Genomic DNA, 19395 nt, shown 5'->3' on the forward strand with positions numbered 1-19395 from the left:
CACGATCCTGCGGTCGGGAAATCGACCCGGCCCGGCACCGCATTGCCGAACCGAGTGAATAGCTTCACGTGGCTGATTGTGAAGCGCCGCTGCAAGCGGCTCCGGTGTGGGTCGGCATGAAAAGGGCCTCCAAATGGAGGCCCTCGAACTCGATAACGTTGCGTCCTGTCAGTTGTAGTCCGAATATTTGAACTGCGGGAGCGCCTTCAGCTGCTCCTTGTTTCCGCTCATGACGGCGTGATCGGGGACCCAATCGTTGGTGTTGCGGGTCGTGGCGTTGGTCGAAGCCGCGCCGGTCGTCGTCTCGCGCGACGTGGTCGAAGTGCTGGTCGAGCTGGTCCGCACAGGCTCTTCCACGAACTTCAGCTTGTCCATCGAGACGGCGATATCGTGCTCGCCCATTCCCAGGAAGCCGCCGATGCCGATCACCACCGCGTTGATCTTGCCGCTCTTGTCGACGAGCAGTTCGTTGATGTCGCCGAGCTTCTCGTTGGCTTCGTTATAGACGTTCAGGCCCATGAGCTTCGAGGCGCGCCAATTGTCCTTGAGCATCATCTTATCGGCCGGCTGTGCGGTAGCAGCCGGAGCCGCTCGATCAGCCGGCGGAGTGGATTGCGCGAACGCAGCGCCGCCAATCAGAGCGCTGCTGATCAGAGCTGCGGCGAAAGTGGTTTTCATCATCGTCTCCTCCAGTGAGTCAGCATCCAGATGGATGCCTGGCCGCCAACGCCTGGATATTCCACTTGTTCCCGGTTGGGCACTCAGGGAGCGGAGCCGCTAGCCCGGCGATCCGATCTAGCTCCCGAACATGATGCGCAAGGCGATCACGATGACCGCCGAGACGAGAAAGGAAATCGCCAGCAGCGTCCAACTCGGCCTTGTGCTTCCGCGGGCCACGCGGGCAACGAGCATCTTCATGTCCGTCAACATTCGTCCTTGGGAAGCCGGTGCTGGTAGGCTATCCCGAAGCTGGCGAGTTCTTCGGCATCGCTTTCGCGCTCTTCTCATCTGCAAAAAAGACCGCGCTCCGAACGGGCGCGGCCTTTTCCTTTACAACACTTGCGAAGTTTTCCGCTCACCACCATCCGCCGGAAGACGGGTCGTGCCGCTCGAAGGCAAGCCGTCGCTCGGGTGCCCTTTTCGATGATTTGGCCGAGCGCTTCGGATGCGTACGGGCCACTGCGGAGACGCGGAGGGCCGGTTCTTTCTTGATCTGGCCGGACGGTGCTGCAGGCATGGCGGCCATGGCTTCACGCATTTGCAGCCGCGGTTCTTCAGGAATCGGATCGGCCTGCGCGATCTCAGGCATATCGGCGCGCGGCCGCGTATCGAATACGATCTTCTCCGGCAGCTTCCTTGCCGATGCGATCCGGATGATGGTTCTGTCAGGATCTGCCGTCGCTGCGGGCTCGCCCGGAGCCGGCAAGTACCGGTCGGCAGCGAACAGCAAGGCCAGCAGGACCCCGCCGACGAAGACGAAGTATCGAATGATCGGCATGACAGCCGCTCGCGAGCAAGAATAAGGGGAAGGTATTGGGCGGGGCCGTGGTTGCGGGAGGCGGGCCGCCTGCTCAGCGACCCGCCTCCCGGGACTTAGTCGATCTCTTGGACGACCGTGCGCGTCGACGGATCGACCAGCATCACGCGTTCGCCCGAGTAGACGTAACGATACCTGGTGAGCGAGGGGCCCCAATCGGCGGGCACGGCCTCGAGCTCGACCTCGCGCGGCACCGGCTGGCCGACCACGATTTTCTCTCGGGTCTGCACCGGGCGCACCTTGTGTTCGGTCACGTAGGTACGGATCTTCGTGCGGTATTCCGGCTCGATCTGCACGGCGGCGGCATGGCCGGTGCCGGTGGTGGTGACGACGGTCGACTGCGCCAGCGCGCCGCTCGAGATCAGCGCAGCAGCCGCGCACGTCAGCATCAGCTTCTTCATGGGTATCTCCTCACCGCAGGAGGCGGCGCTGCGAGAACCCGCGAATTGGTCACAAGGTTCCAAGATATTGCCACTTTTTCCCGATCCGTTGCGACCTCGCAGGCCCGAATTTGGCTGAAGGCAATCGGGCAGCGTTCGCTAAGGTCGCACCGCCGGCGGCGGCGGCGCGGCGGGTTGCTGCGAAGGTGCGGCGGGCGGCTTGGGCTGCTCCGCCGGCGCAACAGAATCTCCTCCGCCGTGTGGCACACAGGTGCCTACGTTGCTCAGCAGTCTTTTCGCCTCGAGATCGCGGGCCTTCCTGTAGTCGCTACGCCGGTCGATTCTTGCTGCGGCCACACGGTCCCAGGCATCGAACGCATCGGCGTAGTGCTGTCGCATTTGCGCTTCGGCGGACAGGCAGTCACTGAACTTGTCGAATACGAGATCGGTATTGACGGGGGCGACGCCACCCACGAGGACCACAAGCATCCATTTCATGGTGTCCGCCTAGGTTCGCGCCCGCGCATCGGGAACGGGTTTATGTCGGCAAAGTTCCGGGCGGCGTCGCCACCCCGGTCGCGATGGAAAAAGGCCCCAGCTCGGGGGGCGATTGGGAGCTGGGGCCATGCGTGTCACCCTTTGGGAAGGGCACCGGGAAAACTTGGCAAGCGTGGGAATGTTCCTGCCCGATCTACGATATCAGCTTGTGCCCTAGCCTTTAGGCCAACATCTTCCACGACCAATAGACGCCTATCGCCATCTGGACTGCGAAAGCCGTGAAGCGCAGACTGACCGCGATAGGACTGCTCGAAAGGAGATGGATAATCGACTGCACGATTCGTGCGGCAAGAAACCAAGGCGCCAAGGGATCCGTAATCGCTGTTCTTGATGTCATGATCGCAATCGCCAATAGACCGCCAAAGATCGGCAGACCTTCGACGCAGTTGGCATGAGCACGGGCGAGGCGCTGCATAAACGGCGACAGTCCGGAATTGTCCGGCGTGAAGCCATTGGCTGCAACATCACCCGTCACCACAAGATAAGCTCGGATGCTTTCCATGAGCACCAGCAGCAAGAGCGCCCACGAGATGAAACCTGTCAGCGCGTAGCCGGTATTGGACACTTTTCCCCTCCCAGGTCATTCTTCCCCTCTCTTTTACATTAGCTGAAAGCAGTGATCTCCGCTCTGGGTCAAAGTCTGCTCTTGGCAACTTGTCCGATGTGGTTCGGGTCATCTTTGGGAAGCAGACTCCGCGGCGGGTTCGACCATGGGCCGCTACGGGCCAGCCGCGGACCAGTTGAAGTCCGCTCCCTTCAGGGCAATAGCTCAATTCAGCTTCTACCCCAGCTTCCTGATGATCTGGCGAAGGTCGGCTGCATACTGTTCGGTAATGCGCAGACCGCTCTGCCGAGCCTCGTCGTCGGTGCGCAGCGACTGCTCCGGCACGCCTTTCTTGGGGGCGGCCATGTGGCACAGGTGATCGCCTGACGCCCGCAGGCTTTGATTTAATTCAATGGCTCTGGCCAAAGTCGCCGCTGCCGTTAGCTCTGTGCATTTCGTTCAGGGGTGCCCACGCAAAAGCGCCGCCCACCACGCAAGTTACAATCGCGTGCATTCGCCGCTGGAGTCCGTTGGGGACGGTTATTCGGACCTCAGCTTGAGATGTCAGCTGAGGGCCAAAAAAAGACATCAGCTAAGTAGGCATTCAAGCAGGTCTGTCGTATAAATCGGCTACGAGGACCACTGCCATGGTTCATGACCGCCCAGCCCGGATCGAGCGCAGGTTGTCGGCGATATTGGCCGCCGATGTCGCTGGCTATTCACGGCTTATGCACCAAAATGAAGAGGCCACGCATACCAAACTGACAGCGCTCCTGGCACACGGGACGCCTGCCGTCTCTGAGCACGGCGGTCGCATTGTCAAAAGCACCGGCGACGGGTTCTTGGCAGAATTTCCAAGCGCGGTGGAGGCGGTTCGGGCTGCAATACAATTCCAGAACCGCGTCAAGCAGCTTACGAACGCTGAGGCGGAAGACAGGCGTATCGCCTTTCGTATTGGCATCAATGTTGGCGACGTGATCGTCGAGCCTCATGACGTTTTCGGTGATGGCGTAAACATTGCTGCACGGCTCGAGAGTATCGCAGAGCCCGGCGGCATCTGCATCTCGTCTTCCGCATACGATCATGTAAAGGGCAGGGTCAGCGTCGAGTTCGTCGATTTAGGCGAGCAAATTCTTAGGAACATCCATAGCCCGGTACGGGTCTATGCAGTTGTCCGTGCAGGACCTCGTTCGACGGCACAAGGCGAGAGCGCGAAGCCCGGTCCGCTGTCGCCACCTCGTCTTTCCATTGTCGTGCTGCCGTTTGTCAATCTAAGCGGCGATCGCGAGCAGGACTATTTCGTCGATGGTGTAACCGAGAGTTTGACCACGGACTTGTCGCGTATCAGTGGTTCATGTGTGACAGCGCGGAACGTCTCCGTCTCAGACAAAAGGGGAGCAGTCGATGTCCGGCAAGTCGGCCGCGAATTGAACGTTCGCTACGTGCTCGAAGGCTCAGTTCAACGCGGCGGCAATCGGCTTCGGATGAACGTGCAGCTGATCGATGCCATGAGCGGTCAGCATCTTTGGGCCGAGCGCTTTGAGAAGCCTATTGCCGACCTGTTCGATATGCAGGACGAGATCGTATCAAGGCTCGCGAATACATTGGGTGCCCAGCTTATCGTGGCTGAGGCACGACGAGCCGAGCGTACGCTGCATCCCGATGCTATGGATCTGTACTTCCAAGGCCGGGCGTGTGTGATGAAGGGACTTAGCCTTGAATGCTTGACGCAAGCGCGGAACTTCTTCGAACGCGCCCTAGAGTGCGACCCTGGCAGCGTCGAAGCAATGATTGGCTTGGCAAATGTTGACACGACAGTTGGAGCCAGCTTTACGACGGATGATGGGCCCGCGCGGCTTTCAGCGGCCGAGGCGATGGTGAATAAGGCACTGTCCATCAGGCCAAATTATACTTCGGCTCACTTGGCTCGGGGTTGGGTCCAGATCCTTACGAACCGGGCCGCCCAAGGCATTCGTGAATTTGAGCATGCGTTGGTGCTGAATCCGAATGAGGCCAACGCTCATGCCGCCCTTGGTTGCGCCAAATTCTATATGGGTCGTGCTACCGAGACCGAAGGCCATATACTAGAGGCTTTACGTCTCTCCCCACGCGACTTTCAAGCCTACCATTGGACGTGTTTTGTGGGCGTGGCCAAACTGCTGCTTGGATCTGACGTCGACGCCGTCAGTTGGCTACGACGAAGCACTGAGGCGAATCGCAACTATCATCTCGCTCATTTGGCGCTGGCCGCTGCGTTGGGCCTGACTGGCGCCCTCGATGAGGCGCAAACTGCTGCAAGAACGGGACTCGCGCTCAACCCAGGTTTCACCATCCGCCGCTTCCTCGCCGCTCAACAAAGCAATAACCCAATTTACCTCGCTGGCCTCAAACGCTCGTGTGAAGGCTTGCGCCTCGCTGGCGTGCCCGAAGGGTAATGAGCGCTTCCGGTCGAAAGCCGACATCAGCGCCTTCCTGCCCTCAATCAACTTTGGATCAAAGCGCGCAGACGTCGCTATGAGAACGCGTTAACTGGAACGCAACTTCGGCTTAGAACCAACAAGCAGCTCGGTGTCATGCAAATCGCCGGGGTGGCGCTGCCTCAGTGATCTGCATGCAGCAATCGGCTCGCGACGTCCGTTCAGGGTCACAAGCGGCCCTCAGCGGACGTCACGAATGCGCGCGGGCAACATGTTGGATGTCAGCCGTGTCGGTGACGTACACCACGGTCCGAAAATTTCGCCGCGACGCATCCCCGGACCGCGAAGCGGCCAACTCGCAAGCTCATGATCCACTCGGTCGATTGCATCACTCGCCCGGAGCAATCGCGTTGCTCGGCGTCGGCCGGTCGGTGATCTGCTGGCCGAACAGGCTGCCGATCAGCTCGACGGCCGTGCGCGCCGTCCGGCCACGCTCGTCCAGGAAGGGATTGAGCTCGACGATGTCGACCGATCCCACCACGCCGGAATCGTGCAACAGCTCCATGATCAGGTGTGCCTCGCGATAGGTCGCTCCGCCCGGCACCGTGGTGCCGACGCCCGGCGCCACGCAGGGATCGAGGAAGTCGACGTCGAAGCTGACATGCAGCACGCCGTTGCTCGCCTTGACCCGCTCGATGACGCGTCGGATCAACACGGCGACTCCGAACTCGTCGATCTCACGCATGTCGACCACCCTGATCCTGCGCGCGCGCATCAGCTCCCTTTCGAGCTTGTCGACCGAACGCGCGCCGAACAAATCGAGCCTGTCCGGGGTGATCGAAGCGCGCGGATCGTCGCCGAGCAGGCCGTCGAGGCCGGGCTCGCCACACAGGAACGCGGCCGACATGCCGTGCATGTTCGCGGTGATCGTCGTCTGCGGCGTGTTATAGTCGGCATGGGCATCGAGCCAGAGCACGAACAGCTCGCGTCCACACTCGCGCCAATGACGCGCCATGGCGTTGACCGATCCCATGGACAGCGTGTGATCGCCGCCAAGGAAGATCGGTAGCGCACCGGTCTTCGCAATCTCATAGCCTTTGCGGCTCAGAACGCGCGTCCAGCGCTGGATCTCGCGGTAGTGATTGGCCCTTTCCGGCGGCCTGTCGGTGAGGTCCCCGACTTCGGCCACGGAAAGATCGCCGTAGTCGACGACCTCGAAATCCAGGCTTTCGAGCAGTGTCGCAAGGCCTGCGGTGCGCAGTGCCGCGGGGCCCATCAAGGTGCCGCGCTGCGAAGCCCCCATGTCGATGGGAGCGCCGAGCAAGGCGATGCGCCGGCCTCGATCCGTCACGGTCCGATCGGTCACGGCTGTCTCCTGACATCAACGAGCCACCGCCAGCCTAACAGAGATTCGCACCCGTCGTTTCCCGGGGAAGGTCCGCCGTGGACGTCCAATCATCCGGAACAAAATCCCGCGCGCTGAATTGCCCATCCAAGGCCGGCACCCGCCGTAAACCACGGCGCCTGTCGCGGATAGCCAAAGGTCATCAAGACCCGCTGTTCAGAACGAGCGCTCGCGCGGATAGCCAAAGGTGCCGGCCCATCGTCAGGTCTGGAGGTCGCGCACTTGAGCACGGAGATACCGCAATCCGCCTCGCAACCCGGCATGGCCGAACGTGCCATCGATACCGCGGCGGACGTTTCCCGGACGATCGGTGAAGTCGCAGGAGGCCTGCACGCAGCGGTCGATCGTCTCACCTCTGCAGTGGAAGAATCGCGCAAGCCCGGCGGAGCACTCGCGACGGTTTCCGCGATCACGCGCGAAGCACCGCTTGCGAGCCTGTTCGTCGCCTTCCTCTTTGGCGTCGCGATCGCGCGCCGGCGCTAGCTTCTCTGCGACCGCCCCTTCGGTGAGACCGTCCTCCATCAGGACTGGCCCGGCGCTGCGGTGCGGCCCCGGAGGCGATCTGCTGAAGGCACTATTCGTCGCATTGCCGCGGTGGCACCTGCCAACGGCGGTCTTCACCTTAACGGTCGAATGCTGAGCCGGGTCGCGCAGGCGTTCGCCAATTGCGTTCGCGACGTCGCCAAGCCACATGCTTAAGGCAAGGCGGCACCGCGACATTGGCGGCTTGCCCGTGCGAAGTGGGCCTCCTCTAAATCGGTGGACACCTATAGCTTAGGCAGCGAGAGGTGTCCGATGGCGAAACGGCAGCGTCGGTCCTATTCGGACGAGTACAAGCGTCAGGCAATTGATCTGGTTTTGTCGAGCGGCCGCTCGGCGAAGTCGGTATCGAAGGAGCTCGGGCTTGACGGCTCCGTGCTAAGCCGATGGGTGAAGGAGTGGCCGCGATGGGCATAAGCGGACGAGAAAAACTTGATTCACTAGCAGCCGTCTAAGAGCTTTATGGGGAAGCCCACCATCCGTCGGGAAATGGCTCAAGCAACATCCAGTCGATTTGGTTGTCGTTCTGAGGGAGCCTGAGACCTCCTGCACTTCTGCTTGGTCGCGTGCAGCGACGGAGATGGACAGACAGGGCGCCGAGATCACGACCTCGGAGGCGGCGCGAAGCCTGGCGTCTGGAGCGCAATGCAGGCGGACCGCGAGCGACGCGCTCTGCATCTTCGACTAGACTTCGAAGATCTTCCAGTTCTGAGAGCTGAGAGGCGAGTTCACCAAGTCGTTGCAGATAAAGGATTGCGCGAGAGCTTCGCATAAATGTCCTCCACAGTACAAAAAGGCACTACTAGGACGGCTTCAAAAGCAATCGGGATAAAGCGGTAATCTACCATGGCTAAAAATCGGCTTTCAATACGTCAGGCTCATTGCCTCATATCAGCGCTATCGCTTTCGAGCGCCTGCTCAGCGAAAGGGCGCTTTTGGTCAATACGCGAAGACTCAGGTTGAGCCAAATCTGGTCCGCTCTGGCTCAACGAGCGGACTACTGACCGCCGAAGCGCAACTTCGCCGATGGGCCGATATGCGACATCAACTTAGGTAGGTATCCCATCCGATCTGTCGTACAATCGCGTCTAGGTTGGATTGCGGGCCATGGTGCAGGAGCGGCCAGTCCGGGTCGAGCGCAGGTTGGCGGCGATATTGGCCGCCGACGTGGCGGGCTATTCGCGACTAATGCACCATGACGAAGACGGCACGCACGTCAGACTCACAACTCTCCTCGCGGACGACGTCACGCCCGCGATCGCCGAACACGGTGGCCGCATTGTCAAGAATACCGGCGACGGGTTTTTGGCAGAATTTCCGAGCGCAGTCGAAGCGGTTCGATGTGCTGTTCGGTTCCAAAGCCGCATCCGAGAACTCACGCCCCCCAATGCGGACGACAGCCGTATTGCTTTTCGTGTAGGCGTCAATATCGGTGACATAATCGCCGAGCCGCATGACATATTTGGCGACGGCGTTAACATCGCGGCACGGCTTGAGAGCATTGCCGAACCGGGCGGTATTTGCATCTCGTCCTCCGCTTTTGATCAGGTTAGAGGCAAGGTCGAGGCGGAGTTCGCTGATCTGGGAGAGCAAATCTTCAAGAACATCGCGCGTCCGGTGCGAGCCTATGCTGTCATTCGAGACGGGCTTGGTTCACGAAACGGCAGCGGGGCACCAACCTCGCTTTCGGCGCCGCGTCTATCCATTGTGGTGCTCCCGTTTGCGAATGTCAGTGGCGATCCCGAGCAGGACTATTTCGCGGATGGGGTGACCGAGAGTTTGACCACGGACCTGTCGCGTATCGGCGGCTCGTTCGTAATCGCTCGCAACAGCGCGTTCTCATATAAGGGCAAAGCCATAGACGTACGGCTGGTCGGCCGCGACTTGAACGTTCGCTACGTGCTCGAAGGATCAGTGCAGCGCAGCGGCAAGCGGCTTCGAGTGAACGTGCAATTGATCGATGCGGAAAGCGGCAGACATCTTTGGGCCGAACGGTTTGAGAAGCCGGTTACCGATCTGTTCGACTTGCAAGACGAAGTCGTGTCGAGGCTCGCGAACACGCTGGATGCCCAGCTCATTGTAGCGGAAGCACGAAGAGCCAAACATTTGCGGCATCCAGATGCGATGGATCTATATTTTCAGGGAATGGCATCCATATTCAAGGGGCTTATCGCCGAGCACTTGATCGCAGCGCGCGAGTTCTTCGAACGTGCGTTAGCAATCGACCCCCAAAGTGTAGAGGCGCTGGTCGGCGTGGCTTTTGTTGATCTAACAACGGGGGGCGCGCTGTTAATGGACGACCGAGCCGCGCTCCTTTCCGCAGCCGAAACGAATGCGACCAGGGCGCTTTCATTAACCCCGGACCATGCGGTAGCCCACATGGTCCTGGGCGACGTGTATATTTTTACAAATCGCGCCGCGCAGGGAATTGCTGAATGCGAGCGTGCATTAGCGCTTAATCGCAATCTAGCCGAGGCCCATAGCAATATTGGTTTTGCGAAACTCCTAATGGGTCGTGCAGCCGAAACTGAAGGTCATATCCACGAGGCTCTCCGTCTTTCTCCCCGAGACGTCTTTTGCCACCGCTGGCTGTACCTTATAGGCTGCGCCAAGTTGCAGCTCGGTGCGGATGCCGAAGCAGCGGGTTGGCTGCGACGAAGCATTGAGGCAAACCGCAATTATCCCTTGGCCTATTTTGCGCTCGCCGCTGCCTTGGGCCCACTCGGCGCGTTAGATGAGGCACGAAGGGTTGCAACTGAGGGACTTGCGCTCAATCCAAGCTTCACCGTCAATCGCTTGCGCGCCAGCAAATTGAGCGACAATCCGGTGTTCCTTGCCGGGCGCGAGCGCCTTTGTATGGGCATGTGTCTCGCCGGGGTGCCCGAGGGGTAGTATCCGCTTCGGGTCAAAATCTGCCCTGATCAGCTTCAAGACACCTTTCCGTTCAGCTCTGGAAAGCAGGTCAATGCGAGGCCAATCCCCCGGGACATTTCCGTCCTCAGATTGCGCTGCGACCTCGCAGGCAGCAAGGAATGTCCGCACCGTCGCTGGATGCCGAATACCCGACTGATGTTGACCCACGGGGCGCCGCTCGTCAAAACAACAAGCGGCATTCGGAGTGCTGGTGTCAACGCGCAGGCGAAAGCAGCCCGCTCAGGCAGCGCTGGCCGCGTCGAGCTCGGTCGCCAGGAATTGCTTTTCGAACGCCTCGGCCGGCATCGGACGGCCGAAGAAATAGCCCTGTCCTTCCGCGCATCCCATGCTGACCAGGAAGTCGGCAGTCGCGCGGTTCTCGATGCCTTCCGCCACGACCGTGAGGCCGAGCTGCTTGCTGAGGCCGATGGTCGAGCCGACGATCGCGGCATCGTCGGAATCGGCGAGCAGATCGAGCACGAACGAGCGGTCGATCTTGAGCCCGTCGAGGGGAAACTTCTTCAGATAGCTGAGGCTCGCGTAACCGGTGCCGAAATCGTCGAACAGGACGCGTACCCCGAGCTCCTGAATTCGCTTGAACATGTCGAGCACGCGGCGTTCGTCATGGATCAGGATGTCTTCGGTCACTTCGATCTCGAGCAGTGACGGGGTAAGCCCCGTCGCTTCGAGCAACGCCGCAACCGAATGCGCGAGATCGCCGGAGTGAAGCTGCGAGGGCGACAGGTTGATGGCGACGCGCACGCCGTTGCCGGACAGTTCCCAGTCGCGCGCCTGACGGCAGGCGGTCTCCATCACCCAGTTCGCGATCCGCTCTGACAGTGCCGAGGTGTTGACCACCGGCATGAATTCTCCGGGCGAGACGCAGCCGCGCACCGGATGCCGCCAACGGATGAGCGCTTCGGCCCCGACAAGGCTGCCGTCGATCAGACGAACCTGGGGCTGGTAGAACAGCTCGAACTCGCCGCGATCCGCCGCAAGCGCCAACTCGCTCTCCAGCGTAAGCCGGTTCTCCAGCTCCTGCCTGATCGCAGCCTCGAAGATCACATGGCTGCCGCGCCGCGTCATCTTAGCCTTGCTCAACGCCAGATGAGCATTGCTGAGAAGTTCGTCGGCGCCCTGTCCGCCTTCGCCGTAGACCGCGACGCCGATGCTGATCCTGACGCGATGCTGGCGCGTGCCCGTCGCGAGCGGCGTTTCGAATGCACGCGCGATCCGCTCGGCGAACTTCACGATCGGCTCACCGTCATCTGCGGTTTCGCGCACAATGGCGAATTCATCTCCGCCGAGCCGGGCGACGATCGCCCGATCTCCGGCCTGACCCTCCAGTCGAATGGCGACCGCCTGCAGCACCAGATCTCCCGCCGAATGCCCCAGCATGTCGTTGATGCCCTGGAAGCCATCGAGCCCGATGACGAGCAACGCGACTTCGCGAGGCCGTCGCTCTGCATTCGCGATCATGCCGGCCAGTCCGGCATGCAGCGTGTTGCGATTGGCAAGACCGGTCAGCGCGTCATGTTCGGCGAGATATTTGACGCGTTCGACTTCCCGCTTGCGGACCGAGATGTCGCGCAGGATCGCGCCGTACTGAAAGCCATCCGTTCCCTGCCAGCCCGAGAAGCTCGCCTCGACGGCGAAGGTTTCGCCATTCTTGCGCCGGCCCTCGAACTCGACGACGACCGCCCCGCCCGGAACCAGCAGCGCCTGGCGCGCGGCGTCATGCATGGACGGTCTTGCATCACCGTCCGCCGCCACTGTGCATAGCGTTTCGAACGGACGGCCGATCATCTCGGCCGGCGCGTAGCCGAAGATCGCACTCGCCCCGGGATTCCAGACCGTGATCCGGTGATCCTCGTCGGTGCAGACGAGACCATCGCCAAGCGACATCGCGATGCGGTGAAAGCGGCTCTCGGCGATGCGTCCCAGGAGACCACGGAAATCGATTTCGTCCAGCGCAATCGCGGCCAGATAGGCGACGATCGCGATGTGGAACAGCGATGTGTCGATGACGAGGGGCCATCTTGCCTGCACGAGGGCCGCGACCAGCTCGATAGCCGACCCGGAGGCGATCAGGACCGCGACGCGAATTCCTGGCGCGAGACGGCGCCACGAATACATCATCAGCAGGCAGATCACGCCCAGGCCCAGGATCATGCCGATATCGGATGTCCAGTGCAGCATCCGGCCCTGGAGGATCGATTCTGCCGCAAGCGCCTGGAGGACCGGCCCCGAGACCAGCTTGCCGTTGGGAACGCTGAACCGGTCACCGAGCTCGAGCGCGGTGGCGCCGACAATGATCTTCTTGCCTCTCACCCTGTCGAGAGCAGCAGTATCGCCGCGCAGCGCGTCGACATAAGAGACGCTCGGAATGGAGGCTGCACGAATGCTGAAGTCGATCAGGAAGGGCGGCCGCCGGTTGGCGTCCTGCCCGGCCAGCACGACGGCCATCGACGGCATCAAGGCATCGCCGAGCTTCTCGCCGAACGGATAGCGGCGAACGAGTCCGTCGGATTCGACCGCGACGTTGACGACGGCCGGCCACGACTGGTTGCTGAAACCCTTCAGGGGGCGATTGATGTGCGCCGTGCCGCCATTCGGCGTCGGCTGCTTGAAGGACGGCAGGATCGTCGAGCCGCCGACATCGCGGAGCGCCTTGACGAAGGCCTCGTCGGACGCCGGATCGGACGGCGTGCTGAAATCGACGTCGAAGGCAATGTCCCCCGCGCCCGCCGCCTCGAGCCTGCGCAACAGCTCCGCGTGAAGCCGGCGCGGCCACGGCCACACCCCGATCTGATCGATAGACGGTGCGTCGATGGCCACCACGACGACATTGCCGCTGGCCGCACGCGATTGCCAGCTGAATCGCAGATCGGTGAGCGCGTTGCGAAGCGCCCCATGCCATCCCGTGGACAGCACGATCGCAAGCGCGATCACAACGAGAATATGCGGCCGATAACGCTTCACCCGATCCTCCCGCGCACCCGCTTCAACGGATGCGCCCCCCTCATCCCCTAGGAAACCGCCTCAGCGCCTGTTGTGGCCGTAGGCATTGCCATGGCCGTTGCTGCCGTTGCCGCCGCCGTTCCCATTGCCGTTGCCGTTGTTGCCCCTGCCGTTGCCGGTGGCACCATTGTTGCCGTGGTCGTTGTTCCCGCTATTTCCGTTATTGCCGTTATTACCGTTGCCGTTGTTGCCGGAATTGCCGTTGCCGCCGGAGTTTCCGTTGTTGGCGCCGGGGCTGTCGCTGGATGCACCGGCTGCCGCGGCCGCGATCGCCGCATTAGCAGCCGACGCGCTGCTGCCGGCAGCTGCACCGCTGGTCGTTGCCGCAGTCTGGACTGAGCTGTTGGATGCCGCCGTATTGGTTTTGCCATCGCTCCAGACCGTCGCGGTGCCGGCGTTGGCGTTCGCGTTGCGCACCTGTCCGGGAGCAACCGCGCCGTGGGCGAGCCCATTCGTGACCTTGTGGACATTGAGCTTGACCTCGCCGAGCGAGCTCGAGATGCGCACGACGCCGGCCTTGGAAACATGAGCTCCAGCCGCCTGATGCGAAGGCTTCGGCACGCCAGCCGCCTTGGTCCCCTTGTCGATCGGACCGAGCGCATGGATCGCATGGCCGCTCGCGGCATTGCGCGGCGCCGACAGGCCCGATTTCGGGACGGGGACACGCTCGATCGTCGAGGCGCGCGGCTTGCCATGCTCGATCGGATTGAACGTCCCCGCGCCGCTCAAGCCGAGACCAGGCTTGCCGTGCTCAAACACCGTGGCCGCTTGTCCCGGCATGACCTGGGCGACCTGTCCCGTCTTGAAGTCGGAGACTTCGACCTGGCCGCGGAGCACGCCGACCTTGGTGCTGCCAGCTCCCACCGTGACGCTGAACTGCGTTCCCTTGACCACGGCGGCGAGATAGGGCGTCTCGACCTCGAAATGCTTGACGTTGCGCTTCTCGACCTCGAGCAGGATCGATCCCGCCCGCTGGATGATCGTGGTCGAAAGCCCCTCCTTCTTCTCCGAGGGCAAGCCGACCACGGAGTTGGGAGAGATCAGAATGGTTTCCTCGCCGCGGACCAGCAGCACCCGGCCGTTGCGTCCGGTGCGGATGGTATTGCCAGGCTTGAGCGTCTCTTCCCGGTTCAGCGACACCGGTTGCGCGCCCTCGGTCGCGATCCACACCTCACCGGTGGCCTTGCTGACCGACCAGACGCCATCCTCCGCGGCGAACGCAGCGGAAGCCGTTCCAACGGTCAGCGCCGCCACGAAGGCACACCGCATTCCAATTCTGCCAAGCATGACGATCCTCAGTCCGCGTTACAGCCGGGGCTGAGGGGGTATCCGAAAATCACTCAAGAGAGGATTAGCGGCAAGCGGCCAGTGGAGTGGCAGCATTAACCAATCATTGACCATAAAAAACTATGAAAAATCATGCGGATAACGAACCCTTACCGCCCAATCGCAAAGTCTCCGTCAAACTACGGAGGAAGATTCGCGACGTGCGTTGAGCAGCGGCATCTCATTACCGCGTTCGCAGTGCTGGTATCGATCTTTGCGGGAGTTTCCCAGGCGTTCGCACAACAGGCGAACCAGCCGGGTTTCGATCCGCGCCAGCCCGAGAAATATTTCGATAACCAAGCCGAGCGGGAATCGCTGAGCCGGCCTCCGGTCCGGCTTCCGAACGTCGGACAGCCCAACACCGGCGGCGATACCAAACTGCAATTCGTGCTGCGGGGCATCGACGTCAGCGGCGCACACACCGTGTCCCAAGATCGGATCGCCACGACCTATCAGCCCTATCTCGGCAAGCAGGTCTCACAGGCGGATCTCGCCGCGATCGCCGGCGCGATCAGCGATCTCTACCGCGCCGACGGCTTCCATCTGAGCCGGGCCATCGTGCCGCCGCAGGACATTGCCGACGGCCGGGTGCGCATCCAGGTGATCGAAGGCGCCATCGTGCAGGCGGAGCTGAAAGGCGACGGCGCCGAGCAGTTCGGCGTAAGGCCGATGCTCGGGCCGGTTCTGGCCGAGCAGCCGTCGCGCCTTGCAACGCTCGAACGCCAGCTCTTCCTGATCAACGGCAGGCCGGGCGTCCGGATCACCGATACCGCGCTGGAGGAGATCGGTGGCGCGACCGGCCGCTTCCGTCTCACAGTCGTTTTGAAGACCTGGCACGTCTTCTCCTCGTTCGGTCTGGACAATCTCGGATCATCTTCCGTTGGCCCGTGGCAGAGCTACGCCACCGGCGCGTTCAACTCCTACCTCACGCCCGGCGACACGCTGGCAGTCAACCTGTCGACAGTTGCCAACGATCCTCGCCAGCTCGGCTTTGCGCGACTGTCCTACGACACGCCCGTCGGCGTCGACGGCGTACGCCTCGGCGCTTCCGTCCTGTACAGCGCGGTCCGGCCGGGCGATGCCCGCCGCCTCGACAGCGACATCACCACGACAGAGGCCTTCGAGCTGCGCGCCAGCAGCGTCCCGCTGCAATCGCAATCCTCCACGCTCACGCTGACTGCGGCGACGACCTTCAGCAATGTGTCCGAGCACGACCGTTACGGTCCCTGGTACAACGACCATATCAGGACAGCGAGCCTGACCGCCGACTACCGGCTGCAGGATCGCTTCGGCGGCACCAATCTTGCGACGCTGACCTATCGCCAGGGCCTCGACATCTTCGGCGCCTCGCATTTCGACGACGATCTGTTGTCGCGCGACGGCGCATCCTCGAACTTCTCGGTGCTGAACCTCTGGTTCACGCGCTACCAGACGCTCAACGATACCTGGTCGCTCAAGCTCTCCGCGGCGAGCCAGACGGCATCGCGGCCACTGTTCACCTCGCAGCAATTCTATCTCGGCGGCGCGGCCTTCGGCCGGGGCTATGGCGCAGCCGAGATCAGCGGCGACAACGGCCTTGCCGGCTCGCTCGAACTGCGCTTCGACCAGAAGCTCAATTTCCGCTACTGGACCGGCTATCAGCTCTACGCCTTTGGCGACGCCGGCGCCGTCTGGAACGACGGTTACCGCCTGAGTGACGGCCTGTCGCTCACATCGGCCGGAGCCGGTGTGCGCTTCTTCCTGCCAGACGATCTCCAGGCCGATCTCGGCGTGGCGGTGCCCTTGAGCTACCGGGCACTGGACAACGAGCGCCGCAGCCCCCGCTTCCTGTTCACCCTGTCGAGCGCGTTCCGGCTCTGACCCGAACGCGGCAAGTCCGGCTGTCTCTAGCCACCCCGTCGTTCGCGCGGTGGGCTTGGCATGCGGTCCTTTTTGCGGGCTTGCTCACAGACTTGCCTAAATTTAATCCCGTAAGCTGCTCACGATCGCTCGATCCGGGAGTTCCCAATGACCATGTTCAGTCAAATGTGATTTGAGATGAAACCATGAAGAGGGTGTTTGCAATCCTGGCGTTTCTCTGCGTCCTCGGCGTCGGGGAATATTTCGTCGTTAGTCGGTTCGCGATCCGCCATGAGACTTTGGCGCTGTTCGACGCCTCGCGGCAGCGGCCGATCTCGGTCGACGTGGCGGTGCGGCGCGACTACGAGACCAAGGCGAATCTCGGCCTCTGGAAACTCCCGCTCGCCATCATCAGCAACGGCAACACCGTCAAGGCCACCGAATACTCCTTCCTTGCCAACGTGCTCGCCGCGCGCGGCTATCTGGTTGCCAGCATTCAGCAGGACCTGCCGAGCGATCCGCCATTGATGACCCATGTCGGTCAGCAATATGTCGGCCGGCGCGAGGTCTATATCCGCTGCGAAGCCAACATTCTTTTCGTGCTGGACAAGCTGAAAAAGCAACAGGAGAACGTCGATTACGACCACGTCACCCTCGTCGGCCACTCCAATGGCGGCGATGTCTCCATGTATGTTGCCCATCAGCACCCGGAGCTGGTGTCGAAGGTGATCACGCTGGACAATCTGCGGGTGCCCTTCGTGGTCAGCGACGGCATGAAGATCCTGTCGTTCCGGTCGAAGGACCCGCATTTCGTGACCGATCCCGGCGTGCTACCGACGCCGGAAGAAGCCAAGGCGCGCGGTATCGACATCGTTCACACCGGCGCGCAGCACACGGAAATGAGCGATCGCGGACCCAACGCGGTCAAGGAGAAGATCCAGGAAACGCTCGACCGCTTCCTGCGCGACAGCGCCAGCAGCGCGCTCGCGCCGGCTGATACGAAAACCCCGATGATCATGAATCCGGGCGACTATTAGCCGGGAACGCTTTGCGGCAGATCAAGGCGGCTCCGAGGCGCCGGGATAAAAGGGCGATATAGCCTCGGAGAGACACGTGTCGCACTACATTGAAAGTCTGGATACGAGAACTCTCGATACGAGAAGTCTCGACACGAGAAGTCTTGGCCTGCCCGCGGCGAGGATGCCGGCTTTCCTACGGCATCTCTATCGTTCGACCCGCAAGCTGCTGCGGTCGATCATCGCCCGGATTGATCTCTCGCAATTTCCGGGATCGTGCTGCGGATAGGCATGGCGGCCGCTAATCGATGCATGAAGGTTACCCTATGCACCAGCATTTGAGACGAATTTTCCTGCTGCTTGCCGTAACCTCGAGCTTCGGCACATCGTCCGCTCTCGCGGCCAATGCCGATCACGGTGCGGACCTCGCCAAACGCTGGTGCGCAAGCTGCCATGTCGTCGCGAACGGCCAGACCCAGGCGAGCGCTGACGTCCCCTCCTTTGCCTCCGTCGCACGCAGGCCGGACTTCAGTCCGGAGAGGCTCGCCTTCTTCCTGCTTGATCCCCACCCGAAGATGCCGAATTTTCCCCTGAGCCGAACCGAAGCCGGCGATATCGCGGCCTACATCGCATCGCTGCGCTAGAGCATGATCCGGAAAAGTGCGCAGCGGCTTTCCGAAGGGATCATGGCTTAAGCAACACGCGCTTTAGTCGCGCGCCGAGCACGACGCTGCCACAAATGCAAATCCCTGCCGGTGGGCCGACAGGGATGAGCAGAAAGGATGACGGACGACGAATGTGGTCGTTCGGTGGCCTGTCATCGACCTACGGTGCGCACTCAGAGAATCAGGACTTCCCTTTGCCCGGCTGCATGAGACTGCCGGTCATCTGGCGCATGTGATCTCCGGCACTGGTGAACTGGCTGCGCAGAAAATCGGACTGGATTCGCATCGCTTCCTGAAGGTCGGTGGCATGAACCAGCTTGCGCGCATGCTCGAAGGCCGACTTCATGTTCTGCTCAGTGAAAACCAGCGCCTGCTTCGACACCTCCGTCCCCGGTCCTGGAACGGACGACATCGATTTGGTGGCGGCGTCGAAAAACATGCCGAATGCTTTCTCCGCCTGATCAATTGTCTTCTCGGCCAGGTCGCGCAGTTCGGCCGGAACTTCGAGCTTCGGTTCGATCATGGTCGCACTCCTCCCGTTTTCCCAATTGAATACCACACTTGCCGGATCGCCTTCCAGCGGCCAGCCGCGTGGAAACGTCGCCGGCGGTCCGGCTCCGGCGGGAAAACGAACGGGAAAACGAGAGGGACGGTGTAAGGCCGGCGCGTGGCCGGGTTCAGGACAAGGGGTGCTCGGGCAGAATTTCTTCGGTGGCGAGGTCTTCGACCAGCTTGATGACCTCGAAACGCTGTCGAGGCGCGAGCTTCAGGAACGCGCGGAGCAGGCGCAGGCTTTCGACCGTGCCGCTTGCGGGCGCGCCGAGCTTGAGGTGCAATTCAGCCGCGAAATTGAGGTTTTTCATCTCGCACCTATGACAAGCATCGGCTTCGTGCCCCGCTCAAGAACCGAACGCCATAACAAGACACCATAACAAGACCTATGGCGACGAACTCTCGGCCGGGTGGCCCCGGCGGGTTGGCACGCCGAACGCATGTCCAAACGACTGGCTCAACCAGATGGTTGCAATTATGTCAAGGAACAACCCGTCCGGCAAGCCCAACAGTGGTTGTAGCGATGCTTCGTCTGCATCGCACCACGGCAATTCCGGATAACAGGAATATCGACCGCCGTCACCCACCTGCGTCAAGAAGCGCCATCAATCACACACACAGCCCTGATCGCCGTCAATCGGCACAACGTTTCCGCTTGTTTCCCACATGAACGGACATTCGG

General features: G+C 61.6%; 19 protein-coding genes. 7 read left to right on the plus strand and 12 right to left on the minus strand.

What is annotated here, in order from left to right; translation table 11 throughout:
- Positions 1 to 168: 168 nt before the first annotated feature.
- From RAD10_RS33675 to RAD10_RS33705, 7 genes are all read right to left on the minus strand, one after another.
- Positions 169 to 681 (minus strand): PRC-barrel domain-containing protein, encoded by a 513-nt coding sequence (locus RAD10_RS33675; protein ID WP_461620792.1) that lies wholly within the window; start codon positions 679 to 681, stop codon positions 169 to 171.
- 114 nt (positions 682 to 795) lie between these two features.
- The gene (locus tag RAD10_RS33680; RefSeq protein WP_461620793.1) at positions 796 to 918 is read right to left on the minus strand and encodes a hypothetical protein; all 123 of its coding nucleotides are present in this window, start codon (positions 916 to 918) and stop codon (positions 796 to 798) included.
- Positions 919 to 1075: 157 nt separating this feature from the next.
- The gene (locus RAD10_RS33685; RefSeq protein ID WP_461620794.1) at positions 1076 to 1498 is read right to left on the minus strand and encodes a hypothetical protein; all 423 of its coding nucleotides are present in this window, start codon (positions 1496 to 1498) and stop codon (positions 1076 to 1078) included.
- A gap of 95 nt (positions 1499 to 1593) precedes the next feature.
- Positions 1594 to 1938, minus strand: coding sequence for a DUF1236 domain-containing protein (locus RAD10_RS33690; protein WP_091965544.1), 345 nt, complete (start codon positions 1936 to 1938; stop codon positions 1594 to 1596).
- 138 nt (positions 1939 to 2076) lie between these two features.
- On the minus strand, positions 2077 to 2415 hold the full coding sequence (locus RAD10_RS33695) for a hypothetical protein (RefSeq protein ID WP_018319179.1): 339 nt from the start codon (positions 2413 to 2415) through the stop codon (positions 2077 to 2079).
- 220 nt (positions 2416 to 2635) lie between these two features.
- A complete protein-coding gene (locus RAD10_RS33700) occupies positions 2636 to 3040 on the minus strand; it encodes an MAPEG family protein (protein WP_461620795.1) in 405 nt (134 codons plus the stop codon).
- 216 nt (positions 3041 to 3256) lie between these two features.
- Positions 3257 to 3385, minus strand: a complete 129-nt coding sequence (locus RAD10_RS33705) for a hypothetical protein (protein ID WP_461620796.1) — start codon at positions 3383 to 3385, stop codon at positions 3257 to 3259.
- Positions 3386 to 3666: 281 nt separating this feature from the next.
- Between RAD10_RS33705 and RAD10_RS33710 the strand changes: the two genes are divergently transcribed.
- Complete coding sequence (locus tag RAD10_RS33710) at positions 3667 to 5454, plus strand: adenylate/guanylate cyclase domain-containing protein (RefSeq protein WP_461620797.1); 1788 nt, start codon at positions 3667 to 3669, stop codon at positions 5452 to 5454.
- 370 nt (positions 5455 to 5824) lie between these two features.
- Here RAD10_RS33710 and rocF read toward each other — a convergent pair whose 3' ends face one another.
- Complete coding sequence (gene rocF, locus RAD10_RS33715; protein ID WP_461620798.1) at positions 5825 to 6802, minus strand: arginase; 978 nt, start codon at positions 6800 to 6802, stop codon at positions 5825 to 5827.
- A gap of 261 nt (positions 6803 to 7063) precedes the next feature.
- Between rocF and RAD10_RS33720 the strand changes: the two genes are divergently transcribed.
- The 3 genes from RAD10_RS33720 (at position 7064) to RAD10_RS33730 (ending at position 10273) form a co-directional block, all read left to right on the plus strand.
- Positions 7064 to 7324, plus strand: a complete 261-nt coding sequence (locus tag RAD10_RS33720; RefSeq protein WP_461620799.1) for a hypothetical protein — start codon at positions 7064 to 7066, stop codon at positions 7322 to 7324.
- Positions 7325 to 7636: 312 nt separating this feature from the next.
- Positions 7637 to 7798: a transposase gene (locus RAD10_RS33725; protein WP_461620800.1), complete on the plus strand. Its 162-nt coding sequence runs from the start codon at positions 7637 to 7639 to the stop codon at positions 7796 to 7798.
- 690 nt (positions 7799 to 8488) lie between these two features.
- Entirely contained in the window at positions 8489 to 10273 is a 1785-nt protein-coding gene (locus tag RAD10_RS33730) for an adenylate/guanylate cyclase domain-containing protein (RefSeq protein WP_461620801.1), read from the plus strand.
- A 261-nt stretch (positions 10274 to 10534) separates the two neighbouring features.
- Here the strand turns inward: RAD10_RS33730 and RAD10_RS33735 are convergent, their stop codons facing one another.
- Positions 10535 to 13276 carry an EAL domain-containing protein gene (locus RAD10_RS33735; protein WP_461620802.1) on the minus strand — a complete coding sequence of 914 codons (2742 nt, stop codon included), beginning with the start codon at positions 13274 to 13276 and terminating at the stop codon, positions 10535 to 10537.
- A gap of 60 nt (positions 13277 to 13336) precedes the next feature.
- On the minus strand, positions 13337 to 14602 hold the full coding sequence (locus tag RAD10_RS33740; RefSeq protein ID WP_461620803.1) for a FecR family protein: 1266 nt from the start codon (positions 14600 to 14602) through the stop codon (positions 13337 to 13339).
- A gap of 132 nt (positions 14603 to 14734) precedes the next feature.
- On the opposite strand from RAD10_RS33740, the gene RAD10_RS33745 reads away from it, so the two are divergent.
- The 3 genes from RAD10_RS33745 (at position 14735) to RAD10_RS33755 (ending at position 18140) form a co-directional block, all read left to right on the plus strand.
- Positions 14735 to 16501 (plus strand): ShlB/FhaC/HecB family hemolysin secretion/activation protein, encoded by a 1767-nt coding sequence (locus tag RAD10_RS33745; protein ID WP_461620804.1) that lies wholly within the window; start codon positions 14735 to 14737, stop codon positions 16499 to 16501.
- A 185-nt stretch (positions 16502 to 16686) separates the two neighbouring features.
- Positions 16687 to 17517 carry an alpha/beta hydrolase gene (locus tag RAD10_RS33750; protein WP_104461283.1) on the plus strand — a complete coding sequence of 277 codons (831 nt, stop codon included), beginning with the start codon at positions 16687 to 16689 and terminating at the stop codon, positions 17515 to 17517.
- A gap of 305 nt (positions 17518 to 17822) precedes the next feature.
- The gene (locus tag RAD10_RS33755) at positions 17823 to 18140 is read left to right on the plus strand and encodes a c-type cytochrome (protein WP_461620805.1); all 318 of its coding nucleotides are present in this window, start codon (positions 17823 to 17825) and stop codon (positions 18138 to 18140) included.
- Positions 18141 to 18342: 202 nt separating this feature from the next.
- Here the strand turns inward: RAD10_RS33755 and RAD10_RS33760 are convergent, their stop codons facing one another.
- Both RAD10_RS33760 and RAD10_RS33765 read right to left on the minus strand, forming a co-directional pair.
- Entirely contained in the window at positions 18343 to 18684 is a 342-nt protein-coding gene (locus tag RAD10_RS33760) for a phasin (protein ID WP_092261775.1), read from the minus strand.
- 154 nt (positions 18685 to 18838) lie between these two features.
- Complete coding sequence (locus tag RAD10_RS33765) at positions 18839 to 19024, minus strand: hypothetical protein (protein ID WP_028142638.1); 186 nt, start codon at positions 19022 to 19024, stop codon at positions 18839 to 18841.
- Positions 19025 to 19395: the final 371 nt, after the last annotated feature.

The organism is Bradyrhizobium sp. 23AC, from assembly GCF_054863025.1.

Coding starts and splice junctions, on each gene's coding strand:
- RAD10_RS33675 (WP_461620792.1), bottom strand. CDS start 681: ATGATGAAAACCACTTTCGCCGCAGCTCTGATCAGCAGCGCTCTGATT.
- RAD10_RS33680 (WP_461620793.1), bottom strand. CDS start 918: ATGAAGATGCTCGTTGCCCGCGTGGCCCGCGGAAGCACAAGGCCGAGT.
- RAD10_RS33685 (WP_461620794.1), bottom strand. CDS start 1,498: ATGCCGATCATTCGATACTTCGTCTTCGTCGGCGGGGTCCTGCTGGCC.
- RAD10_RS33690 (WP_091965544.1), bottom strand. CDS start 1,938: ATGAAGAAGCTGATGCTGACGTGCGCGGCTGCTGCGCTGATCTCGAGC.
- RAD10_RS33695 (WP_018319179.1), bottom strand. CDS start 2,415: ATGAAATGGATGCTTGTGGTCCTCGTGGGTGGCGTCGCCCCCGTCAAT.
- RAD10_RS33705 (WP_461620796.1), bottom strand. CDS start 3,385: ATGGCCGCCCCCAAGAAAGGCGTGCCGGAGCAGTCGCTGCGCACCGAC.
- RAD10_RS33710 (WP_461620797.1), top strand. CDS start 3,667: ATGGTTCATGACCGCCCAGCCCGGATCGAGCGCAGGTTGTCGGCGATA.
- RAD10_RS33725 (WP_461620800.1), top strand. CDS start 7,637: ATGGCGAAACGGCAGCGTCGGTCCTATTCGGACGAGTACAAGCGTCAG.
- RAD10_RS33730 (WP_461620801.1), top strand. CDS start 8,489: ATGGTGCAGGAGCGGCCAGTCCGGGTCGAGCGCAGGTTGGCGGCGATA.
- RAD10_RS33740 (WP_461620803.1), bottom strand. CDS start 14,602: ATGCTTGGCAGAATTGGAATGCGGTGTGCCTTCGTGGCGGCGCTGACC.
- RAD10_RS33745 (WP_461620804.1), top strand. CDS start 14,735: ATGCGGATAACGAACCCTTACCGCCCAATCGCAAAGTCTCCGTCAAAC.
- RAD10_RS33750 (WP_104461283.1), top strand. CDS start 16,687: ATGAAGAGGGTGTTTGCAATCCTGGCGTTTCTCTGCGTCCTCGGCGTC.
- RAD10_RS33755 (WP_461620805.1), top strand. CDS start 17,823: ATGCACCAGCATTTGAGACGAATTTTCCTGCTGCTTGCCGTAACCTCG.
- RAD10_RS33760 (WP_092261775.1), bottom strand. CDS start 18,684: ATGATCGAACCGAAGCTCGAAGTTCCGGCCGAACTGCGCGACCTGGCC.
- RAD10_RS33765 (WP_028142638.1), bottom strand. CDS start 19,024: ATGAAAAACCTCAATTTCGCGGCTGAATTGCACCTCAAGCTCGGCGCG.